This window comes from Metallibacterium scheffleri (assembly GCF_002077135.1).
GTDB lineage: Bacteria > Pseudomonadota > Gammaproteobacteria > Xanthomonadales > Rhodanobacteraceae > Metallibacterium > Metallibacterium scheffleri.
Window position 1 is genome coordinate 1,943,512 of the sequence record NZ_LDOS01000002.1, and the last position, 21,965, is coordinate 1,965,476.

The following is a 21,965-nucleotide window of genomic DNA, read 5'->3' on the forward strand; positions in this document are numbered from 1 at the left end:
GCCTGGGCGCGATAGCGACAGAAACAGGGGCACCATTTCGCCGCCCGGATCAACAGGTACGCTGCGCGCGATCCGGCGCGCAGCGCCGCAGCCAGCCTGAATGCTGGAGAGGGGACACGCGCATGACTCGCAGCACTCCTGCCGCCACCAGTGCGCCGTCGACGCGCGAGTTGACCGTCCGCGGGATCCTCCTCGGCATCGTGATCACCCTGGTGTTCACCGCCGCCAATGTGTATTTCGGACTCAAGGCGGGGCTGACCTTCGCCACCTCGATCCCGGCGGCGGTGATCTCGATGGCGCTGCTCAAGGGTCTGGGCGGCAGCAACATGCAGGAGAACAACATCGTGCAGACGCTGGCCTCGGCGGCGGGCACGCTGTCGGCCATCATCTTCGTGCTGCCGGGGCTGGTGATGGTGGGCTGGTGGAGCGGGTTTCCGTTCTGGATGAGTTTCGGCGTGTGCGCGCTGGGCGGCATCCTCGGCGTGATGTACACGATCCCGCTGCGCCGCGCGCTGGTCACCGGCTCGGACCTGCCCTATCCGGAAGGCGTGGCCTGCGCCGAGGTGCTGAAAGTGGGCAGCGCCGCGGCCAGCGGCAGCGTGGCCGACAAGGAGAACAAGGCCGGGCTGCTGGCGGTGACGCTGAGCGCATTGGTGTCGGCGGGATTCGCGGTGGTGGTGGCGACGCGCATCTTCGCCGGCAACGTGGCCACGTATTTCCGCATCGGTGACAAGGGCGCGCTGACCGGATTCGACTTCAGCCTGTCGTTCGCGCTGTTCGCGGTGGGGCATCTGGTGGGCCTGTGGGTGGGGCTGTCGATGCTGCTGGGTTTGCTGATCGGCTGGCTGGGGCTGGTGCCGGTGTTCACCGCGCTGCACCCCGCGGCGGGTTCGGTGGTGGACGTGGCGCAGGCGGCGTGGGCGGCGCGCGTGCGCTTTGTCGGCGCGGGCACCATCGGCGTGGCGGCGATCTGGACGCTGGTCAAGCTGGTGCGGCCGGTGGTCAGCGGTCTGCGCGGGGCGATGGCGGCGGCGCGCGTGCGCAAGGCGGGCCAGGCCAGTTCGCTGCCACGCACCGAGCGCGACCTGCCGATCGGCCTGGTCGGCCTGATCACGCTGGTGTCGCTGCTACCGATCGGCTGGATGCTGCTGCATTTCGGTCTGATCGCGGGCCTGCGCGCGCAGATCGCGCTGCTGGTGATCGGCGCGCTGGTGTTCGTGGTGCTGATGAGCTTTTTCGTCTCGGCGGTATGCGGCTACATGGCCGGATTGATCGGCTCGTCCAATAGCCCGCTGTCGGGCGTGGGCATCCTGGTGATCATCGCCGCCGCGCTGTTGCTGGTGCTGGGCGTGGCGCCCAGCCTGCCGGTCGGCGCGCAGCCGGCGCTGGTGGCGTTCGCGCTGTTCGTCACCTCGGTGGTGTTCGCAGTGGCGACCATCGCCAACAACAATCTGCAGGATCTCAAGACCGGGCAACTGGTGGACGCCACGCCGTGGAAACAGCAGGTGGCGCTGGTGATCGGCGTGATCGCCGGCGCGGCGGTGATTCCACCGGTGCTCGACCTGCTGCTCAAGGCCTACGGTTTTGCCGGCATGCCCGGCACCAACCCGGCGCTGGCGCTGGCGGCGCCGCAGGCGGCGCTGATCTCGGCACTGGCGCAAGGCGTGATCGAGCACAAGCTGGACTGGAGCATGATCGGTCTGGGTGCCGCCATCGGTGTGGTCATCGTGGTCCTCGACGAACTGCTGGCACGGCGCGGCAAGACCGCGCGCCTGCCACCGCTGGCGGTGGGCCTGGGCATCTACCTGCCTACCTCGACCACGCTGATGGTGGTGATCGGCGCCATCGCCGGTTCGATGTTCGATCGCCGCGCCGCGCGCACCACCAAACCCGAGGCCACCAAGCAGCTCGGCGTGCTGCTGGCCTCGGGCATGATCGTCGGCGAAAGCCTGATCGGCGTGGCACTGGCCGCGCTGGTGGTGTTCTCGGGCAAGGACGCACCGCTGGCACTGGTCGGCCCCGGTTTCGCGCACGCCGCGGTGTGGATCGGCGGTGCCAGCTTCGTGCTGGTGATGGTCGCCATGTACGCGTGGCTGTTCAAACTCGGCCGGCGCGCAGCAGGGTAGGACGCAGCACGCGGTGGAAGCGCCCGGGCCTCTGGGCATGATCGGGCCGTCAAGCTGTTCGCGAGGCCCTGCATCCAGGCGCTACTGCGGCAGGCGCAGATTCGCCGGCGTCGGCGGCAGGCCGGGCACGGCCCTGATCTCGGCATCGTCGGGCAGCGCCTTGCCCTGCGCGAGGTGCGCCCACAGCGCATCCAGCGCGGCGTGCACATAGGGCACCAGCGGCACGTACTGCTGCGCGAAGCCCGGCAACGCGAGGAAAGCATCGAAGTGTTGCGCCGGGCTCACCCGCCACTCGCGCACCGGCAAACCCGCCGCGCGCGCGGCAGCCATGTACGGCGCGCTGCTGAAAGCGGCGGGAATCAGTCCATCCTCGGCGCCGTGCACCAGCAGCACCGGCAGTCCGGCGCGCGGCATGCCGCCGCGCGTGGCGGCGACTCCCGCACGCAGACGCTGTGCAAGTGCGTCCGCGCCCGTCCACAGCGCGCGCAGGCAGACCAGACCGGGCGCATGCAAGTCCGGCGGCGACTGCCGCGTGTCGATGATGCCCACGCCATTGCCCGGGGGCACCCCGGCTGCATCGGGCCACCATTGCGCGCGCACGCTGGCGGTCGCGGGCGTCGGCTGGCCATGGCCATCGAGCGCGGCGTAGTGGTAACCGCAGGGCATCGGCGCACTGCCGCCGCGTGCATAGGCCGCGGCATACAGCACCGCGACGCTGCGCCAGAGGTCGAACGCGGTACAGATCGCGGCACTGCGCAGCGCACCCTCGCTCCAGCCCTGCGCGCGCAGGTATTCCCAGGCATTGCGCGCCTGCTCGGGCAAGCTGCTGCCGGCGAGCCGGCCTTGCGCCTTCAGCGTGGCGCAGCGCGCGGCGCCGGATGCCGTCAGCAGCGCATTGCCGCGCGCGCCGGGGGCGCTGTCGAAATGCGGATCGAGCAGCGCGCAGGGCAGCCATAGCGCAGCCTCGGTGGCGTAGTCGTATAGCGGACGCCCGCCTTCGACGTGGATGTTGGGCTCGCCGGCGACCACGCCGGACAGCAGGCGCAGGTCGTCGCTGGCCGCAGCCTGCAGCACCGCGCCGCCGCCGTTGGAGATGCCTACCGCGATGATGCGGGTGTTGTGCGGCGTGAACGGCGCCTCGGCCGGAAACGCGCGCTCCAGCATGGCCAGCCCGAAGCGTGCCGCCTGCAGGGTGTGCCGGCCCCAATCCGCCTCGGTGTTGTCGGCGCTGTGCGCCTGCTTCACGCCGACCGCATCGCGACCGGCCAGCGGCGAACCGGGTTCGAACTCCAGTGGCGTGCTGCCGGCTTGGGCGCGCGTGCCATCCAGTGCCACGCCGGTATTGCTGGCGCTATCGAAGTATCCGCTGCCGCCGGCCTTGTCGGTATAGACCACCGCGCAACCACGTGGCAGGCCCCACGCACCGGCCACTGCGATGGCGCCGTACACGCCACGCGAACCCGACGCCGGAGCCACCAGCAGGCAACGCGCGCGGTGATCGAAATGGTCCGGAATCTGCGCCAGCACGCGATGCGTGTCATGCACGCCGGGCGCGCGCGCGAAGGCGCCGTACTCGCGCCCCGGCACCGGCGCCAGCGTGCCATAGGTGTCGGCCGCGGCGTGCGCCTGCAGCCAGGCGATGCCCTTCCAGCTCATCTGGATCGCACGCCGGCGCACTTCGCCGGGCGTCGGCTGCGCGGGATGGATGAACGCCACCGGCGCGCCGCGCAAGCCGGCGCGACCCAGACCCGCGGTCAGCAGATCATCGCCGGCGTCGTGGCGTGTCTCGCGCACCGGAGAAACCAGAAAATCCAGTTGCGCGTTGAACTCGGTGGCCGGCGCCGCACGGACAGAAAACCGCATCCGCATGCGGCTGAGGATTTCATTCATGGAATCTCGAAATGGATTCATCGCGACGATCTGCATGCAGGCGGAGAGCACCGCATCGTAATGCGCTGCCAACGCGCATGGGTTGCGTGCACTGGCGGCGCGGGCAGATTGAGCGCCCCACACATGCACGTGCGCCGATGCTGGACGCCGGTGCGGCAATCGTCATGCGCTGGCGGACACCGCGATCGCACGCATCCCGTGCAAGCCGCACGCGCTCAGGATTGCGCGGCAAGCAGCGCGTGCCAGCGCGCTTCCAGCGCATCGACCAGATGCAGCATGGCGACATCGCGTGCCGCGGCTTCCGCGTAAGGCCCGGCCTCGGCCAGACGTTCATGTGCGAACCACAATTCGAAGGCGTGGCCGCCCACGTGCTCGGCCGCGCGCAGGTGCAGGTTGTCCGGCCCCCAGACGAAGCTGGCCGCGCCGCCGGCCTTGTCTAGCACCTGTATCCAATCGGCGGCGGCCTTGGGCGTGTCGAACGGCACCGACAGCAGCAAGTCGGCGCCATCGGCGCCGAGAAAGCGAAAGTGGAAATGCCCGTCCTTGCCGCGGAAGGTCACGAAACGGCCGACGCGAGCTGAATCGTTGCGGCGCATCACCTGCGCCGATCCCGCCTGTGGTGCACGCAGACCGATGGCTTGGCGCAGCCGCGCCAGCAGCGGCGCGGCCAACGTGCGTGCCTTGGCGGCGCCCTCCTGCAAGATTTCTTCGATCTGATTCGACTCGACGGTCAGCCTGTCATAGCGCGCACGCATTGGTCCGATTTCGTCTTCGATCTGCGTGGCCAGGCGCTGCTTGGCCTCGCCCCAGGCCAGTCCCGCGCGCAGGTCGGCGGCGTAGGCATCGCCCTGCGCGCGCGTGGCGAAGGCACGGTAGATCGCGCACAGTGCGTTGCTGTCCGGGTCTTTGGGCTCGCCGGGCCTGCGCGAGTCGGTGACGATGCGCGCGATGGCGTCCTCGAGCGCGCGCGGGCCGCCGGCGAACAACGGGATCGTGTTGTCGTAGCTCTTCGACATCTTGCGGCCATCGAGCCCGGGCAGCGTGGCCACGTCTTCATCGACCACCGCCGCGGGCAGCGTCAGCAAATCCTTGCCGGCGCCGTAGAGGTGGTTGAAGCGCTGCGCGATGTCGCGCGCCATCTCGATGTGCTGCACCTGATCGCGGCCCACCGGCACGCGCTGCGCGCCAAACATCAGGATGTCGGCGGCCATCAGCACCGGGTAGCTGTACAGGCCCAGGGTGACGCCAGCGTCGGCGTCCTCGCCCTGCGCGGCGTTGGCATCGACTGCGGCCTTGTAGGCGTGCGCGCGATTCATCAGGCCCTTGGCGGTGACGCAGGTCAGCAACCAGGTCAGCTCGGGAATCTCGGGGATGTCGGACTGGCGATAGAAGGTCACGCGCTGCCAATCGAGCCCGCAGGCCAGCCAGGTGGCGGCGATCTCCAGGCGCGAGCGCGCGATGCGCTCGGGATCGTCGCACTTGATCAGCGCGTGGTAGTCGGCCAGAAAAAAGAAGGCATCGACATCGACAGCCTGCGCCATGCGCAAAGCCGGGCGGATCGCGCCGACGTAATTGCCGAGGTGTGGCGTGCCGGTGGTGGTGATGCCGGTCAGGACGCGGGTGCGTGCGCTCATGGACAGCTCTGCGATGCGACAGCGCCACAGTGTAACGGCCCGGCACGCGCGGTTGCTGCATGGTGGCGGACGCGCGCGCCGGCGACCGCCGGCAGGATGGTGCGGCCGTGCGAACGCGCGCGATACTGCGGCGCCCGTCCCGACCGGTTGCCGCGCATGACCGCCTTGCTCTCGCCCGCCGACCTCGCACCGCAGCCGCTCGATCACGCGCTGGCGCTGCCGGCGCCGTACTACACCGATCCGCGTATGCCGGCACTGGATGCCGCCGCGGTGTTCACGCGCAGCTGGCAACTGGTGGGCCACGCCGCGCAACTGAGCGGCGTCGGCGACCATCTGGTGGCCGAGGTCGCCGGCCTGCCGCTGCTGGTCGTGCGCAGCGACGCGACCACGATCCGCGCGTTTCACAACGTCTGCCGGCACCGCGCCGGACCGCTGGCCACCTGCGCTGGACGCGGCGCCAGCGCGCTGCGCTGCCATTACCACGGCTGGACCTACGGACTGGACGGCGTGCTGCGCGGCGCGCCGGAAATGGGTCGCACGCCCGATTTCAACCCGGCGGACATCCGCCTGCCCGAGGTCAGCGTGCAGGTCTGGCAGGGGCTGGTGTTCGCGGCCACCGGCGCGGCGCCAGCGTTCGCCGCATGCGTCGCCGGCATCGATGCACGCCTCGGGCCGCGACGCACGCTGGCCGGCCATGAGTTCCATCATCGTGTCGGTTACGACGTGGCGTGCAACTGGAAGGTGTACGTGGACAATTACCTGGAGGGCTACCACGTCCCGCAGATCCATCCCGGCTTGAACAGCCTGCTCGATTACCGCAGCTACGTCACCGAGACCGCGGCTTGGCATTCGCTGCAGTACAGCCCGCTGGAAAGCGCACCCGAGCTCTACGGCAATGGCGAGGCGCTGTACTACTTCCTGTATCCGAACACCATGCTCAACATCCTGCCCGGGCGCCTGCAGACCAATCGCGTGCTGCCGCTGGGCGTGGACCGCTGCCGCGTGGAGTTCGATTTCTACTACGCACCCGATGCCGGCGCCGAGGCGCAGGCACGGCGCGCGCGCGATCTGGCCTTCAGCGACGAGGTGCAGCAGGAGGACGTGGACATGTGCGAGCAGGTGCAGCGCGGGCTGGCCTCGGGCTCGTACTGCGCCGGGCGCCTGAATCCGCTGCGCGAGAACGCCGTGCATCACTTCCACGAACTGCTGCGCCAGGCCTACCGTCACGCATCCGCCGGCGACGCATGAACGCACCCGCGCGCACGCTGGGCCTGTGGACGCTGATCGCGCTGGTGGTCGGCAACATGATCGGCTCCGGCGTGTTCCTGCTGCCGGCGACGCTGGCCCCCTACGGCGCGGCCAGCCTGCTCGGCTGGGCGCTGACCCTGGGTGGCGCGCTGATGCTGGCGCTGGTCTACGCCTGGCTGGCACAAACCATCCGCAACCACGGCGGCGCCTATGCGTATGCGCGCCGCGCCTTCGGCGACAGCACCGGTTTCGTGGTGGCGTGGAGTTACTGGATCAGTACCTGGGTCGGCAACGCCGCGCTGGCGGTGGCCTTTGCCGGCAGCCTCGGCGCGGTCTGGCCGGCCGCCACCGCCACGCCGCTGCATGGCGCCATCGCGGCACAGGGCGCGCTGTGGCTGCTCACCGCGGTGAATCTGACCAGCGTGCGCGAGGCCGGCCATCTGCAAGTGCTGCTGACCTTGCTCAAACTGGTACCGCTGCTGCTGTTCGGCGTGATCGGCCTCGGCTGGATTCACGCCGGCGCCTACCAGCCATTCAACCCCAGCGGTCAGCCGTTGATCCCGGTGGTGACCGCCGTGGCCGCGCTGACCCTGTGGTCGATGCTGGGGCTGGAGTCCGCCACCGTGCCCACCGGCGTGGTGCGCGACCCCGAGCGCACGGTACCGCGCGCCACCGTGATCGGCATGCTGATCGCAGGCGTCGCCACCATGCTGGCCTGCACCGTGGTGATCGGCCTGCTGCCCGCCGACGTGCTGCGCGACTCGGCGGCGCCGGTGGCGGCCGCGGCCAGCCATCTGTGGGGCCCGGCGGCCGGCATCGGCATCGGCGTGGTGGCGACGATCTCCTGCTTCGGCGCGCTCAACGGCTGGGTGCTGCTGCAGGCGCAGACCCCGCTGGCCGCGGCGCAGGACGGATTGTTTCCGGGGTTCTTCGCGCGGCGCGACCGGCGCGGCACGCCCTGGCAAGGGTTGTTGCTCAGCAGCGTGCTGACCAGCGCCTTGATCAGCACCCACTACAGCCAGTCGCTGGTCGCGCTGTTCACCTTCACTATCCTGTTGTCGACCGCGGCCAATTTGTTGCCCTATGCCGTCACCGTGCTGGCCTGGTGGCGCATCGATGCGTCGGCGCGCCGGGGCCGCAAGCTGGTCGCCGCGGGCGCGCTGGTCTACAGCCTGTGGGCGCTGATCGGCACCGGCGCCGAGACACTGCTGTGGGGCGCCGCGCTGCTGCTGGCCGGGTTGCCGCTGCTGCTCTGGCAACGCCACCGCGCCGCGGCTGCAACGCGGGGCTGAGAGGCTGTGAATTTTTCAGCCTCTCAGCCCGGCCATGGATGGCCGGACGCGAAGCAGCCACGCAATTGGCTGATTCGCGGAGGCTCTGAGCCGGGGTGCTGCCAGCAAATAGCCGGCACAAGGAACTTGCCTGACTGCTTCGACTCCAAATCCCGACAATGTTAATTCCACGATAAAAATCCTGTGGTGCATCTAGACTTTGAGCTTTCGCCAACCCGTCCTGATCCACCCCCGTCCGATCCATCCTCTGCGAGCGCTTCATGCCCATCCTTGCCGCCCTGCCCCTGCTGCTGGCCAGCAGCCAAACACCCTTGCCCGCCAACGATCAGCCGCCGCTGACCCTGCCCAAGATCGAGGTCAGGCATAACGCCGAACCCTTCTGGAAACCCAAACTGCAGTACCTGATGCCCGAGGTCGACGGCGCGCTGATCACGGTGACCACCAAGGCCACGGTCACGCACATGGAGCAGATCCCCACGGTGGCGCAGGACAACCTCACGCAGTTGTTCGTGCGCACGCCCGGCATCATCGTCTCGCAGGAGCAGGATCCGCTGCGCGTGAATCTGACCTACCGCGGCCTCGGTAATCCGCAGGAATCCGAATACGTGCTGGTGCTGCAGGACGGCATTCCCACCGAGCTGGACTGGATCGGCTTCCCGACCCTGTATTACCAGCCGCCGCTGCAGGGCATCCGCGAAGTCCAGGTGATCCGCGGCGGCAACAGCCTGCTGTACGGGCCGGAGCCGGCGCCGGTGATCAATTTCGTGTCCAAGGGCGCGGTGGCCGGCGCGCCGTTCGGCGCCAGCACCGAGCAGATGATTGGCAGCGACGGCGGCTGGCAGACCTACAACGTGGTCAAGGGCAGCGACGGCGACTTCGCCTACCGCGTGGCTGGCTGGATCAACCGCAGCGACGGTCCGCGCGCCAACAGTGGTTACAACGTCAAGGGCGTCGATGCCAACCTGCTGTGGACGCCCAGCACGGATTCGCAGTGGGGCCTCAACCTGCATCTGTATGACGCCGCCTCCAATGACGCCGGGCGTCTGACCTACCCGCAGTGGGCCGCCAATCCCGATCTCACCACCACACCGGCCAACCGCGAGTGGGCCAATCGCAACGTCGTGTCGCTGACCCATGAACAGCACTTCGGCGACCACTGGCGTTTCTACGGCAAGGCCTGGGTGGGCACCTCGGAGCTGACCCAGCGCGTGGCCAACCCGGCGGTGCCACCACAGCCGCAGCCAAGCGTCACCAACATCCAGGACGCGCGTTTTCGCTATGTCGGCACCGACCTGCGCCTGCGCCACGACTTCGGCCCCGGCGACACGCTGACCTTCGGCACCACGCTGTATCACTCCGATGCGCCGCTGCGCGGTGCCAACTACACCGATCTGCTGGCCCCGCGCGATGCCACCGGCGGCGTGCCCACGCTGGTGCAGGGACGCCATTCCGACTACGCCTCGGTGTTCGCCAGCAGTCTGTTCCGCTTCGGCCCCGGACATCACTGGCACATCGTGCCTTCGCTGCGCTTCGATCACGAGAAGGTCAGCGTGTTCGAGACGGTGCGCCCACCCAACCTGTCGCGCCCGCTGCTCAATACCACCGTGTCGCGCAACGTGCCACTGTTCGGCCTCGGCATCGGCAACGACTTCTTCGACAACGGACACCTCAACGAGACCTACTTCAACGTCTCCACCGGCTGGCGCCCGGTGCGCTTCTTCGACATCGGCTCACCGCACGCCAACATCATTCCGGGCACGGCACCCGCGGTGCAGAAGGTGCTGTCCTACGAACTGGGTGTGCATGGCACCCCCGCCGACGGCCTGTTCTACGACGTCAGCGTGTTCTGGATGAATTTCCACAACCGCATCGAAACCATCAACCTGAGCCCCATCGTCTCGATCGAGCAGAACTCGGGCGACACGCACAACGAAGGCTTCGAGGGCGAGCTGGCCTACGATTTCCTGCACGGCAACAGCGACCGCGAGCACCTCGAGCTGTTCACCAATCTGCAATTGCTGCACGCGCGCTTCGTCGCCAGCGCCATCCCCAACCAGATCGGCAAGGCGCCCGCCTACGCGCCGCGCTATCTGGCCAAGGCCGGCATCACCTGGCGCCGCGACGGCCACTACAAGATCGCCTTCACCGGCGTGTCCTCGGGCTCGCAATACTGGCAGGACAGCGATCAGGATCAACCCGGCACCGGCGGCAGCACGCTGCTGCCCGCGCGCATTCCGGCGTACTCGGTCTGGGATCTGGCCGCCAATTGGAACCTCACGCCGCGCGTCGAGCTGCTGGGCGGTGTCTCCAATGTGTTCAACCGCGTGTACTACTCGCGCGTGTGGACCTACGGCATCGAGCCGGCCCTGGGCCGCACCTGGTACGCCGGCTTCAAGCTGAGCCTGTGATGGGTCCGGCGTGGGCCGCGCCGCATGCGCGGCCCACGCCGATCGCTTAACCGCCTTGCTGCAGGCGGATATCGCCCGACAGGGTTTCCACGTGAATGTCGCCAGCGCCGGTGCCATAGCTGCCGCGCACGCTGTGTTCGCGCACGGTCACGCCCGCCGGCAGCGCGCCGCCGATGCTGCCGCTGAGGCTGCCGGCGTCCAGCCGCGCCGAAAGCTGCTTCGGCAGCGTCAGCCACGCATCGCCGCTGACCGAGTTCAAGCTCAGACTGCCGCCCGGCGCCAGTGCGGACAGCGTCAACCGCAACGTGCCGGAGATGCTTTTCAACCGTGCCTGGGTAACGCGGGCGCAACGCAAATCGATATCGCCAGAAACCGTGGTGGCCTGCGCCTGCGCGCAACCGGTGTTGCCGCGCAGCGTGCCGGAAACGCTGTTGGCCTCAAGCCTGGCCACACCGGCATCCACCTGCAGCGAGCCGCTGACCGTGTGCAGCCTGGCCGCGCCGAGCGTGGCGTCGCCGAGCGTGATGCCGCCGCTGACGCTGTCGAAATCGAGCTTGCCGCCACGCAAACCCTGCACGCGCGCATCGGCGCTGACCGAGTGCAGATCAAGCTGCACGCCGCGCGGCACGCGCACCACCAGATTCACCGGCAGCAGCGTGGTCGAGCACGACACCACCAGCCAGCAGCGCTCCTGCTTGGCGCGGATGCGCAGCGCGAAGCGCCCCGCGCTGCTCTCGATCACCGGTGGCTTGGCCGCGGCCGGCTGCGTGCCTGTCACCTGCACCTCGGGCTGGTCCCAGGCCAATACCTGGATGCTGCCGGCCCCGTTGTCGATGCTGACCACGCCATCGGCGCTGATGGCGCGGGTAATGCTCAGTGGCATGGGCGCGGTACTGGCGGGAGCAGGCGCGGGGGCCGCCAGCGCCGTGGTGGCGGCGCACAGGCCGAGACAGAACAGCATCACGATGCGGTACATGGTGGATTCTCCGTGCAGGTGGACATTAACCGCCGCGCAGGCGGCGCTCGATGGCGGCGCGTTGCAGACCGGTCTGCACGCGCAGCGCGTTGATGAAAGCGGCCTGCGGCTGCGCGCGCTGTGCGGCGCCGAGGCTGGCCTGCGCCTGATCGAGCTGCAGCAGCGCGATTTGCAGCGTGCGCAGCCCGGCGCCATCGTGCTGCGCCAGCGCGCGCGATTGCAGCGCCTGCGGCAGCAGCAGCACCAGTCCGGCGCCAAGCAGCAGCGCGGCGGCCAGCGCCGGCCACGGCATGCGCCATGCCAGGCGCGCCGGCGCAGCATCCGCTGCGGGCGCCAGGCGCGCGGCAATGCGCGGCCACAACGAGGCGGGCGGCGCCTCGTCCAGCGCCAGCGCGCGCAAATCGCGGCGCAGGCCCAGCACGTTCGACGGGTCAAGGTGATTCATGCGCGATCCTCCAGATGCAGTTGCGCGCGCAGCAGCGCGCGGGCGCGGTGCAGGTGCGCCTTGCACGAGCCCGGCGCCAGATCCAGCGCGCGCGCGATCTCGGCGTGCGTCCAGCCCTCGATGTCGTGCAGCACCAGCACGCTGCGTGCGCGCGGCGGCAGGTTCGCCACCGCGCGCTGCAGTTCGCTGCGTTCGACGGGACAGAACCCGGCGTCCGCCGCGGCGTCATCGACCCCGTCATCCGCGCTGCTCGTGGTGATGCGATGGCCCGTGGCGCGCACGCTGGCCAACGCACCATTCACCGCGATGCGATACAGCCAGGTGCCGAAGGCGCTGCCACCGCGAAACCCGGACAAGGCGCGCCACGCCTGCAGAAACGCATCCTGGGTCAGATCCTCGGCGCGCGCGCGGTCGTAGCCGGCCAGACGCAGCAGCACACCGAACACGCGCGGCGCATGGCGGCGATACAAGGTCTCGAATGCCGCTACCGAGCCACGCGTCGCCGCCGCGACCAGCGCCGCATCGGCATCATCAGACGAAGGCAGCGACATGGCAGGGCGCAGGCCGGGCAGGGTTCCGTCCATCATGCCGTGTTGGATGCGCTGGCGGGGCGGAGGGTTTAGATACTTGGAGCCGCGAGCCCCATGTCAGCGCAGAGCGTGCCCCACGCAGGCGACGGCGAGAAGCGCTTATTGAGAGCGAAGCTGGTCATCCATCGCTTCCTGAAGTCATTGCATCCCCCCCGCCTTCGTGGGGGCAGGCTCTGCGCGGGGATGACGAGCCAGAACGATCGGTTCGCGCTGCGTGTGCCCGCGCATGACGCGATCCATGCAACTGCGCGCAACGCCCGGTCGCGAATCCTGCGCCGCAGTCTCTCAGCGCTCGAGTCCGCCCTGCCCGCTGCGTTCAGCCGCGCGGCGAGCCAGCAGATCGAGGTCGGCGCGTTTCATGGTCGCGTCGAAACTTTCATCGCCCTGACGGATCGCCCAGCCGGCCGACACCGCGAAACCAAGTTCCGCTTCGGAACGCGCCTCCAGCCGGTGCGCGATCTCGCGCAACGCGCCCTCGCTGGTATCCGGCAGGACCAGCGCGAACTCGTCGCCGCCCAGACGCACCACGGTGTCCTGGCTGCGGCAAGCGGCGCGCAGGAACTGCGCCAGCTTGCGCAGCATGGCGTCACCCTGCGCGTGGCCATGCACGTCGTTGTAGTGCTTGAAGCTGACCACATCGACCACGATGCAGCCGAAGCGCTGCTCGCCGCTGCGCACGGCGAACTCGTCCAGATAACGGCGGTTGTACACGCCGGTCAATGGATCGCTCATGGTGCGCTCGCGCAACTGGCGGTCGTAGTTCTGGCGCAGGGTGATGTCCTGCGCCACCAGCAGCACCTGCGGCGGTGTGTCCTCGGGATACGCCAGGCTGTGATACTGCCAGGTGCGACGCTCGCCGCCGCGCCCACGCACGCTGATCACGCCAGTATCGCGGCGCCGGCTGGCGCTGCGCTCGAGCATGGCCAGCGCCGCGTCGTGATCCTCGGGCTCCATGAAATCGGTCAGCAGGTGCCCGATCAATTCCCCGGCATCGACCCCGAGCGCCGCGGCGACCGCACCGTTGGCCTGCACGACGCGACCATCGCGATCATGGCTCCACACCAGCCAGATGCCGGAGTCGATCAGATCGCGGTAGCGCCGCTCGTACAGCTCGCCTTCACTGGCCGCGCCCTCGCGCGGGCGGATCAGCAGCAGGCGCGCGTCGCGGCGCGCATACAGCATGGGACTGGACGTGACCTGCACCGGCATCTGGCGCCCGTCGCGGCGCCGGTGCGTGGGGCCGCGCAGCAGGCTCAGCGCGGGATCATTGCCCGGCTCCACGGCGATGGCATTGGCACCCAGCGCCTGCAGATCCTCGGCGGCGTAAGCGTAAAAGCGCTCGGCGGCGGCGTTCACCGCCAGCAGCGCGCCGTCCTGCGCCATGATCAACGCCGGCAGCGGATGATCCTCGAACAGCGCGCGCCATTCGCTGTCGCGCTGTTCCTGGAACTGGCGCCAGGCGCGCTCGCCGCCCACTTCGCGGCCGATCTCCAGCAAACCGAACGCACGGCGCCGCGGCAGCGCCAGCGCCTGCTTGCTGACCAGGTATTCGCACATGCGCCCGTCCGGATCGGGCCCGCGCCGGCGCAGGGTGAGTCGTCCCGGCTCGGTGAGCAGCGCGGCGGTTTCGGCGGCACGCCCGGCGGCGGCCTCGGGATCGAGGAAATCGCCTTCCGTATAGCCCAGCACGTCGGCCGGCTCGGCGCCCAACATGGCCGCGGCCGGACGCGTGGCGAACAGAAAGCGACCCTGCGCGTCACGCAGGCTGACCGGTTCACGCAACTCGCCGGCGAAAGCCTGCAGCAGCGCCTCGGCGCGGCGCAGCGCGCGCCGGCGCAGCAGGTGGCCGTAGACCAGCAGCCCCAGCAGCAGCAGCGCGGCCGCCGCGCAGGCCAGCGCCGCGATCGGCAGCCACATGGCCAGCAGCCCGGCCGCGCCGGCCAGCAACGCGCCCAGCACGGCCAGCAGCGGCACCAGCGCCATCAGCGCGCGTCGGCGCCGTGCCCGCGCCGAGCCGGGCACGGCGCCATCCAGCGCGCTGCCCGGCACGGCGATGTCTTGAGCGGAATGTTTGAGCATGGGCCGTCCCGCCCTTCCTCGATCGGCCACGACAGGTGACCGTTGTTGCCCGTCCTTGATGCACGAACCATGCACGGCGCGCGCATTCGCCACGCGCCGCGACAATTGTTCACTGGTGTGTCGGAAGGTGACGGAAGCCACTGTGTGAATTGCATCACACATTGCACCGGCGTGCTTGCCCGGCCAATCTCAACCGCGCATCAGCGTGGATTTGCCGAACAGGCTCTCGACCAGATCCACGGCCAGCAGCGCGGTGCGGTTGTGATCGTCGAAAGCCGGGTTCAACTCCATGATGTCCAGCGAGGCCAGACGGCCGCTGTCGGCGATCATCTCCATCACCAGCTGCGCCTCGCGATAGTTCGGCCCGCCCGGTACCGTGGTGCCAACCCCGGGGGCGATGCCCGGATCGAGAAAATCCACGTCAAAGCTCACGTGCAGATGCGTGTCGGCGTCGAGTCCGGCGAGCGCCTCGCTCATCGCGCGTTTCATGCCCATCTCATCGACATAGCGCATGTCGAAAATGACGAGGCCGGCGTCGTGCACCAGGCGGCGCTCGCCGGGATCGACCGAGCGGATGCCGATCTGGCGGATCTCGTCCGCGCGCAGCGCCGGCGCCGGGCCGGTCAACGTGGTCAGCTCGACCGGACCCTGACCGCACAGGCACGCCACCGGCATGCCGTGGATGTTGCCCGACGGGGTGATGGCATGGGTATTGAAATCGGCATGGGCGTCCAGCCACAGCACGCGCAAGTTGCGTCCCTGCGTGCGGCAATGGCGCGCGACCGCGCCGATCGAGCCGATCGCCAGACAATGATCGCCGCCGAGCAGGATTGGCAGCCGCGCCTGCGTCAGCTCCGCAGCGACGGCATCGGCCACGGTGCGCGCCCACGCCTGCACCTCGGGCAGATGACGATAGCCATCGCGCGGCGGCTGCCACGGATTCAGCGGCCCGGTCAGATTGCCGCGATCAAGCACTTCGAGGCCGCGCGCGCGCAGCGCTTCGGCCAGGCCAGCGACGCGCAGCGCCTCGGGGCCCATGGCCGCGCCGCGATGCCCTGCGCCGATGTCGGTGGGCGCGCCGATCAGGCTGATGCGCGGCTGCGCGCGCGCGGTCGGGGTTTCAGCGATGCCAGGGCTCATGTCGTTCCCTCCGGTCGGGCGCGCGATGCCTGTGGGCGCCGCGCGGAAATCAGATCGCCTCGGGCGGCAATCCGAACGCGTCGAGCAGTGCGGCGACGGCCGCGGCGGCGCCGACGGCGGGCGTCGCCAGACGCGGGATCAGCAGCACATCCAGCGCGCGCGCGGCCTCGCCCAGCGCGATATAGCCATAGTTGTCCGCCGCGCCGCCGAGGCGGTGCGCCAGCGTGCGCAGCTCATCGCGTGCGCTGGCGTCACCGGCCTGCCAGGCGCGCCAGCAGCGTGCGATCGCGGCGTGCTTGTCCGCCAGACCCTGCGCGAACGCGGCCGCCAGCGCCGCCAGGCGCGCGTCGTAGTCGATTTCGGAGTAAGGGTCCACGCGATTTCCTGCAAGCTGCGCCGGAACGGCGGCGGTCACCCGCGAATTGTACGTCCGCGGCGACGGCGCGCCACGCCGCGCCACGCCGCGCGAGCTCAGAGCCTGTGAAAAATTCCGCGTCGTGCGGAATTTTTCATCGGCGCATCCGGCACAGGTCCGTACGCGCCTGCGCGAAGCAGCCACTGGCGTGACCGCTTCGCGTCCGGCCATCCATGGCCGGGCTGAGGGGCTGAAAAATTCACAGCCTCTCAGCGCCGCCGCCGTGGCGGCTTGGCCGGCGCCGCCTGGACCATCGCCGCGAGCAGTTCGGCGAACGCGTCATCCATCTCGAACTCGAACGATTGGCGCGCGCGGTCCTGCTCGCGCAGCCAGGCTTTCAGCGACTTGACCGCGCTGCCCCGGGCCAGCAGATCCTCGATTTCGCCGCACGCGCCGGCCAGAGCTTGCGCCAGCTCCTGCAGATCCTGGCGCACATGCTGCGGCGAGATGCGCCTGGCCGCTGGCCGCGACAGCAGTTGGCCCAATTCGAATTCGATGCTGGCCACCTGCGCTTCGGTATCGCGCAATTGCCGCCTCAGCGTCGCCGTCAATGCCTTGTATTCGGCATCCACGATGCCTGCCAGGCCGGGTGAATCCAGCAATCGCGCCTCCAACTGCAGGGACAGCAGGGCGTACAAATCATGCTGTGCATAGGCGGCATTGGCGCGCTTGAGCAAATCGGTATTGCGCGTGCGCAACTCGGGATCGGATTCGCGGTCGGGATGCAGGGCGCTGGCCAACTGGCGGTAGATGCGGCGCAACTGCTGCGCGGAGTCGGCGCCTGCCGGAACCGCTCCGCGGCGCGCGCCTCGCACCCGGCCGCGGCATCCCGGATCGGCGGCGCCGGATCGAAGCCGAACAAGTCATCCATGCCTGCATCCGCCGCGCCAGTCGATGGCGCGCGGTGCCGCCGCCACACGGCCTGCAATTCGGCGTCCGCATCGACCGCCAGGATGACCTCGGCGATGGCCAGCAGGGTCGCGCGCATGCGTGTGCGATCCGCGGCATTGAAGCGCGCATCCGCGTAACCGGCATCGGACCGGAGCAGGATGGCCGCGCAGGCGGTCGGGCCGTGACACCGCCACGCGGACGCCGACGCATGCGATGGTGCCGCTTGTCCGACTCGAACGGACGACCTACTGATTACAAATCAGTTGCTCTACCAACTGAGCTAAAGCGGCGTGGGCGCATTGTAACTGCCGCGGGCAATACGTCCGCTCGGCTGCAGCGAACTGGACGGCGCGCGTTTCAATCGCAAGGGCGTGCCTGCGCGTGCAGGATGTCGGCGTGCGCGACGTGGGCTTGCCAGACAAAGCCCGCCGCGGCCGGCAACTGAAACTCGATGTAGTACTGCGGCACCTGCTCGACGCGCTGGCGCAACTGTGCGGGAAAACCCAGCGTGCGCAATTGCGCTTCGCGCCGCTGCGCGTTGCCCGGGTCCTGGAACAAGCCCAGCGAGATGCTGTTCTGCTGCTCGCCGGCGGTGATCACGTAGTAATCGCGCACGCCGTGCGCGGCCAGTGCGCGTGCCATGGTCAGCGCCTGCTCGCGTCCCGGCGCCGTCAGATACACCCACCAGCCGCGCGACACCGCGGACTCGGCCACGCGGTACTGGATGCGCGGCACGTGCGCGACCAGCGCGGCGAAGGCCTGCTGCATCTCGGCCTGCGTGGTGAATGGGCCCACGCTGAGACATTGCGCGAGCGCACCCGGCGCGGCTGCCGGCACCTGCGTGGCGGCACGCGGCAGCGCTTCGTGCAGCAAGTGCAGCGTGGGCACGCCCGCCTGCGTGACCGCGATCGGCGTCGGCGCATGCCATGGCCACAGCCACCATGCCGCCGCGGCGAGGTTGAGCAGCAGCAGCAGCAGCACGATGCGGCGCAGGATCATGCGGCGATTTTAGACACAGCGCCGGGCAAGAACGGTGACCGGGGGCGGATTCCCGACGCGCCGCGCACAGCGGCTGGGGAAAACTTCGACCGCCGTAGTGAGGGCGTCGCCAGGCGTGCGTGACCAGGTGCGTTGTGGGCACATTCGGGGAGTTGGGTGAGCCAAATGACCCGGATTTGCCCATGGCGCGCCGCCGGCACGGGCGTCTGCCGGCGATCGCAGCAGGTGGGCGATTTTTTCAGCCGCTCAGTCCGCATCGCGCTGCGCATCCGCGGCGATCGCCAGACCACGCAGCACCGCATCGGGGAACAATTGCGATGCGCCGCGCACCAGCGCCTGCAAACGCGGTGCGTCGCCACCGGCCAGCAGCAGCCGCGGCTGCGCATCCAGCGCCTGCGCGGACTCTTCGCTGAAACGCTCGACCAGTGCCGCCGCCGCCAGCCACGCGCCCGAGCTCAGCGCGTCCTCGGTCGTGTCGGCCATCCACACCACGCGACCCACGCTTTGCACGGACACGCGCGCGGCCGCGCCCAGCAAGGCCTGCTGCATCAGCGCGGGCGACGCGACGATCAAGCCGCCGCGATGCCGCCCCGCGGCATCCAGCGCGTCCAGCGTCAGCGCCGTGCCCAGGCTGGCCAGCACGCAGGGCGCATGGCCGGCGCCGCGCGCCGCGACCATGCCCAGCAGGCGATCGATGCCCAGCCGCGCCGGCTCCCGATACGCGCTGTGCACGCCACACAGCGTCGCCACGCTGTGCTGCGCGCGTGGCTCGATGCGCAGCACACGCCGCACGCAGGCGAGCACTTGTGCCTCGCGCGCGGCGGCGGCCACCACCGCCATGTGCACGGCGCGTGGCGGCGGCAACGCGGCCAGCGCCGCATCCAGGCGCGACTCGAAATCCGGCGTGTCCCAGGCCAGCGCGCCGACCGCGCCTCGCACCCGCGCACCTTCGGCCAGCGTCCATTTCAGGCGCGTGTTGCCAAGGTCCAGCAGCAGATTCACGCGCGCACCGATACGTCGGCGCTGTCCAGCAGCAGGGTTTGCGCACCGCGCAGCACGCGCAGCGCACCGCGCGCATCGACGCCTTGCGCGCGCGCGCGGAACGTCTCGCCGCCGGCCTGCACGCTCAATTCGCGCCCGGCCAGTGCATCCAGCGCCACGTAGCGCGCGGCGAACGCGGCGAAGCCCGCGCGCGCGAATAGCGCCAGCGCCTCGGCCAGCGCCGCCAGCAGCGCCGCAGCCAGCGCGTTGCGCGCCGGCACCACGCCAGCGCAGGCATCCGCCAGATCGGCCACCGGCTGTCCGGCCCCGGCGCGCACGGACGCCGGCATGCACACGTTGAGGCCGATGCCGATGATCGCGTGGCACGGCCCCAGAAACTCGCCGCCCAGTTCCACCAGAATGCCGGCCAGCTTGCGGCCATCCTGTTGCACGTCGTTGGGCCACTTCAGCGCGATGCCCTGCGCGCCCTGTGCACGCAGCGTTTCGGCCACCGCCACGCCCACCGCCAGCGACAACCCCGCCAGCGCGGCGAAGCCGTGCTCGAAGCGCCATAGCAGCGAAAACGTCAACCCCAGCGCCGGCGGCGCCAGCCAGCTGCGTCCGCGCCGACCGCGCCCGGCAGTCTGGCGCTCGGCGAACACCGCACTGCCGGAAGGCAACGTGGACGCGCGCCGCTGCAGCTCACTGGAGGTCGAATCGAGTTGCCAGTGCACCTCGATGCACGGCCACGCCGCGCCCGCGCCGCGCGGCAGCGCCTCACGCAGCGCTTCCACACTGAGCAATTGCAGCGGACATTGCAGCCGGTAACCGCGACCCGCTTGCGCCGCGATGGGCAGGCCGGCCCCGCGCAGGGCTTCGATCTGCTTCCAAACCGCGGCGCGGCTGACACCCATGCGCTGCGCCAGCGCCGCGCCGGAATGCGTGGCGCCATCACCCAGGGTTGCCAGCAGCACGCGCTCGTCCATGCGCGCAGTTTAGCCGCGTGGCACGACCGGGTCGGATGGCCGTGTTCGTCCGGCTGCGGAGGCGGCAGGCAAAGCGCGGCCACCCCGGCAACAGGCGCATCGCACGGGTGCCTTGACCCCTGGCGCTGATGATTCCGGCCGGCGCCGGGCCACGCAACCGGGCAACTGACCCGCGCATGACATGCGGCCACGCGCCACATCCGATTCAACTGACTTTTGATCTGGATCAGAGCAGACTTCGCCGCGCTGTGATGGTGCGGCGCACGCAAGCGCCGTCCTGATCGGGCTTTGCCGCAGCCGCGCGAAGCACCGCCCCCATGGTGTTCCGCACCGACCCCGGTGCCGGAATGCGCGGCTTCCATCGACAGGGTCCACGACACCCGGTGCTCACGCGCGCCGCGGTTCGACATTGCCTTGGCACTTGCAGGAGATCCGTCATGGGCTGGCTGGAAAACCCCGAATTTCTGTCGCGCATCCAGTTCGGCTTCAACGCCATGTTCCACATCCTGTGGCCGCCGCTGACCATCGGCCTGGCGCTGGTGCTGTTCGGCCTGGAGGCGGCGTGGGTGAAAACGCGCCAGCCGTTCTACTACCACCAGGTGAAGTTCTGGACCCAATTGTTCCTGATCAACTTCGGCGTGGGCGTGATCAGCGGCGTGCCGATGGAGTTCGCGTTCGGCACCAACTGGGCGCCATTCTCGACGGCATCCGGCGATTTCATGGGCAACATCCTCGGCTTTGAAACCGCCATGGCGTTCATGCTGGAGGCCGGTTTCTTGGGCGTGATGCTGTTTGGCTGGGAACGCGTGGGGCCGAAGATGCACCTGTTCGCCACCGCCATGGTGGCCTTCGGCAGTTCGCTGTCGGCGTTCTGGATCATGGTCGCCAATTCGTGGATGCAGACGCCGGCCGGGGTCAAACTGGTCGACGGCAAGTTCGTGATCACCAACTGGCTGCACGCGGTGTTCAATCCGGACCTGCCGTACGGCTTCGGCCACATGTTCGTGGCCTGCATCGAGCTGAGCCTGGTGGTGATGGCCGGGGTCAGCGCGTATTACCTGCACCAGCGCCGCAACGCCGGGTTTTTCCAGCCGGCGTTCAAGTGGGCGGTGCTCGCGCTGGTGCTGGTGGCGCCGTTGCAGATCTTCATCGGTGACTCGGCCGGCGCCTTGCTGGCCAGAACGCAGCCGGCCAAGCTGGCCGCGATCGAGGCGCATTGGCACACCAACCAACCCGGCGTCGGCGCGCCGTGGGCACTGCTGGCGTGGCCCGATCAGGCACGGCAGAAAAACGACTGGGCGCTGACCATCCCCGATGGCCTGAGCATGATCGTCACCAAAACCATGACCGGCAAGGTGGTCGGCCTCACCCATTTCAAACCGGACGACCAGCCACCGGTGTGGATTCCGTTCTACGCCTTCCGCGTGATGGTGGCGGCGGGCGTATTCGTGGCGCTGCTGGCGCTGTGGACGGTGTGGCTGCTGTGGCGCCAACGCAAGCGCATGAGTCCCGCGCGCATCGGCGAAAACAAGTGGCTGCTGCGCGGCTGGATGCTGGGCATCCCGGCGATCTATGCGGCGCTGGAGGCCGGTTGGATGACGCGCGAGGTCGGGCGCCAGCCATGGATCGTGTACGGCATGATGAAAACCAGCGCCGGTGCCAGCAAGCTGCCGGCGGACGTGGTGCTGTGGTCGCTGCTGCTGTTCATGCTGTTCTACGGGGTGATCGGCTTCGCGGCGCTCAAGTTCATGGCGCGCGTGCTGCGCCGGGGTCCGGGCTTCGAAATACCGCCGGCGATTGCCACGCGGCACGAACGCGCGGCACCGGCACCGGCCAAACCGGCGATCACGCAGGGAGGCCACTGA

Annotated in this window: 17 protein-coding genes and 1 tRNA gene; 5 read left to right on the top strand and 13 right to left on the bottom strand. The window is 69.4% G+C overall.

Annotated elements, in window-relative coordinates; genetic code table 11:
* The first annotated feature begins 122 nt into the window (after positions 1–122).
* Entirely contained in the window at positions 123–2,126 is a 2,004-nt protein-coding gene (locus tag Mschef_RS14210; RefSeq protein ID WP_081129677.1) for an OPT family oligopeptide transporter, read from the top strand.
* Between the two features lie 81 nt (positions 2,127–2,207).
* On the opposite strand, the gene Mschef_RS14215 is transcribed toward Mschef_RS14210, so the two are convergent.
* Positions 2,208–4,016 carry a 3-hydroxybutyrate oligomer hydrolase family protein gene (locus Mschef_RS14215; RefSeq protein ID WP_168708801.1) on the bottom strand — a complete coding sequence of 603 codons (1,809 nt, stop codon included), beginning with the start codon at positions 4,014–4,016 and terminating at the stop codon, positions 2,208–2,210.
* A gap of 215 nt (positions 4,017–4,231) precedes the next feature.
* Positions 4,232–5,650, bottom strand: a complete 1,419-nt coding sequence (locus Mschef_RS14220) for a tryptophan--tRNA ligase (RefSeq protein ID WP_081129679.1) — start codon at positions 5,648–5,650, stop codon at positions 4,232–4,234.
* Between the two features lie 156 nt (positions 5,651–5,806).
* Here Mschef_RS14220 and Mschef_RS14225 point away from each other — a divergent pair, with 156 nt between their 5' ends.
* The 3 genes from Mschef_RS14225 (at position 5,807) to Mschef_RS14235 (ending at position 10,598) form a co-directional block, all read left to right on the top strand.
* On the top strand, positions 5,807–6,898 hold the full coding sequence (locus tag Mschef_RS14225; RefSeq protein WP_081129681.1) for an aromatic ring-hydroxylating oxygenase subunit alpha: 1,092 nt from the start codon (positions 5,807–5,809) through the stop codon (positions 6,896–6,898).
* Complete coding sequence (locus tag Mschef_RS14230) at positions 6,895–8,190, top strand: amino acid permease (protein ID WP_081129684.1); 1,296 nt, start codon at positions 6,895–6,897, stop codon at positions 8,188–8,190. Before Mschef_RS14225 ends, Mschef_RS14230 begins: the two co-directional genes overlap by 4 nt.
* A 260-nt stretch (positions 8,191–8,450) precedes the next feature.
* Positions 8,451–10,598, top strand: coding sequence for a TonB-dependent receptor family protein (locus Mschef_RS14235; protein WP_081129686.1), 2,148 nt, complete (start codon positions 8,451–8,453; stop codon positions 10,596–10,598).
* A gap of 46 nt (positions 10,599–10,644) precedes the next feature.
* On the opposite strand, the gene Mschef_RS14240 is transcribed toward Mschef_RS14235, so the two are convergent.
* From Mschef_RS14240 to Mschef_RS14285, 11 genes are all read right to left on the bottom strand, one after another.
* Positions 10,645–11,574 carry a DUF4097 family beta strand repeat-containing protein gene (locus Mschef_RS14240; protein WP_168708802.1) on the bottom strand — a complete coding sequence of 310 codons (930 nt, stop codon included), beginning with the start codon at positions 11,572–11,574 and terminating at the stop codon, positions 10,645–10,647.
* A 25-nt stretch (positions 11,575–11,599) separates the two neighbouring features.
* Entirely contained in the window at positions 11,600–12,019 is a 420-nt protein-coding gene (locus tag Mschef_RS17795; protein ID WP_168708803.1) for a hypothetical protein, read from the bottom strand.
* Positions 12,016–12,606, bottom strand: coding sequence for an RNA polymerase sigma factor (locus Mschef_RS14245; RefSeq protein WP_136256205.1), 591 nt, complete (start codon positions 12,604–12,606; stop codon positions 12,016–12,018). Before Mschef_RS14245 ends, Mschef_RS17795 begins: the two co-directional genes overlap by 4 nt.
* Positions 12,607–12,894: 288 nt before the next feature.
* Positions 12,895–14,688, bottom strand: a complete 1,794-nt coding sequence (locus Mschef_RS14250; protein WP_136256206.1) for a sensor domain-containing diguanylate cyclase — start codon at positions 14,686–14,688, stop codon at positions 12,895–12,897.
* A gap of 189 nt (positions 14,689–14,877) precedes the next feature.
* A complete protein-coding gene (gene rocF / locus Mschef_RS14255; protein ID WP_081129694.1) occupies positions 14,878–15,828 on the bottom strand; it encodes an arginase in 951 nt (316 codons plus the stop codon).
* 49 nt (positions 15,829–15,877) lie between these two features.
* The gene (locus Mschef_RS17320) at positions 15,878–16,204 is read right to left on the bottom strand and encodes a hypothetical protein (RefSeq protein WP_136256207.1); all 327 of its coding nucleotides are present in this window, start codon (positions 16,202–16,204) and stop codon (positions 15,878–15,880) included.
* A gap of 248 nt (positions 16,205–16,452) precedes the next feature.
* Positions 16,453–17,004: a hypothetical protein gene (locus Mschef_RS14265; protein ID WP_136256208.1), complete on the bottom strand. Its 552-nt coding sequence runs from the start codon at positions 17,002–17,004 to the stop codon at positions 16,453–16,455.
* A 344-nt stretch (positions 17,005–17,348) separates the two neighbouring features.
* A tRNA-Thr gene (locus tag Mschef_RS14270) sits at positions 17,349–17,424 on the bottom strand.
* 67 nt (positions 17,425–17,491) lie between these two features.
* A complete protein-coding gene (locus tag Mschef_RS14275) occupies positions 17,492–18,133 on the bottom strand; it encodes a hypothetical protein (protein WP_081129701.1) in 642 nt (213 codons plus the stop codon).
* A gap of 246 nt (positions 18,134–18,379) precedes the next feature.
* Positions 18,380–19,135: a type III pantothenate kinase gene (locus Mschef_RS14280; RefSeq protein ID WP_081129704.1), complete on the bottom strand. Its 756-nt coding sequence runs from the start codon at positions 19,133–19,135 to the stop codon at positions 18,380–18,382.
* Complete coding sequence (locus Mschef_RS14285; RefSeq protein ID WP_242426532.1) at positions 19,132–20,088, bottom strand: biotin--[acetyl-CoA-carboxylase] ligase; 957 nt, start codon at positions 20,086–20,088, stop codon at positions 19,132–19,134. The genes Mschef_RS14280 and Mschef_RS14285 overlap by 4 nt, the downstream gene beginning before the upstream one ends.
* Positions 20,089–20,537: 449 nt before the next feature.
* Here Mschef_RS14285 and Mschef_RS14290 point away from each other — a divergent pair, with 449 nt between their 5' ends.
* Positions 20,538–21,965 (top strand): cytochrome ubiquinol oxidase subunit I, encoded by a 1,428-nt coding sequence (locus Mschef_RS14290; protein WP_081129709.1) that lies wholly within the window; start codon positions 20,538–20,540, stop codon positions 21,963–21,965.

What these genes read in the sequence shown, in the direction of transcription:
- Mschef_RS17795 (WP_168708803.1), bottom strand. Translation starts at nt 12,019, where the DNA reads ATGAATCACCTTGACCCGTCGAACGTGCTGGGCCTGCGCCGCGATTTG.
- Mschef_RS14275 (WP_081129701.1), bottom strand. Translation starts at nt 18,133, where the DNA reads ATGATCCTGCGCCGCATCGTGCTGCTGCTGCTGCTGCTCAACCTCGCC.
- Mschef_RS14215 (WP_168708801.1), bottom strand. Translation starts at nt 4,016, where the DNA reads ATGAATGAAATCCTCAGCCGCATGCGGATGCGGTTTTCTGTCCGTGCG.
- Mschef_RS14225 (WP_081129681.1), top strand. Translation starts at nt 5,807, where the DNA reads ATGACCGCCTTGCTCTCGCCCGCCGACCTCGCACCGCAGCCGCTCGAT.
- rocF (WP_081129694.1), bottom strand. Translation starts at nt 15,828, where the DNA reads ATGAGCCCTGGCATCGCTGAAACCCCGACCGCGCGCGCGCAGCCGCGC.
- Mschef_RS14240 (WP_168708802.1), bottom strand. Translation starts at nt 11,574, where the DNA reads ATGTACCGCATCGTGATGCTGTTCTGTCTCGGCCTGTGCGCCGCCACC.
- Mschef_RS14250 (WP_136256206.1), bottom strand. Translation starts at nt 14,688, where the DNA reads ATGCTCAAACATTCCGCTCAAGACATCGCCGTGCCGGGCAGCGCGCTG.
- Mschef_RS14245 (WP_136256205.1), bottom strand. Translation starts at nt 12,606, where the DNA reads ATGATGGACGGAACCCTGCCCGGCCTGCGCCCTGCCATGTCGCTGCCT.
- Mschef_RS14235 (WP_081129686.1), top strand. Translation starts at nt 8,451, where the DNA reads ATGCCCATCCTTGCCGCCCTGCCCCTGCTGCTGGCCAGCAGCCAAACA.
- Mschef_RS14210 (WP_081129677.1), top strand. Translation starts at nt 123, where the DNA reads ATGACTCGCAGCACTCCTGCCGCCACCAGTGCGCCGTCGACGCGCGAG.
- Mschef_RS14290 (WP_081129709.1), top strand. Translation starts at nt 20,538, where the DNA reads ATGGGCTGGCTGGAAAACCCCGAATTTCTGTCGCGCATCCAGTTCGGC.
- Mschef_RS14230 (WP_081129684.1), top strand. Translation starts at nt 6,895, where the DNA reads ATGAACGCACCCGCGCGCACGCTGGGCCTGTGGACGCTGATCGCGCTG.
- Mschef_RS14220 (WP_081129679.1), bottom strand. Translation starts at nt 5,650, where the DNA reads ATGAGCGCACGCACCCGCGTCCTGACCGGCATCACCACCACCGGCACG.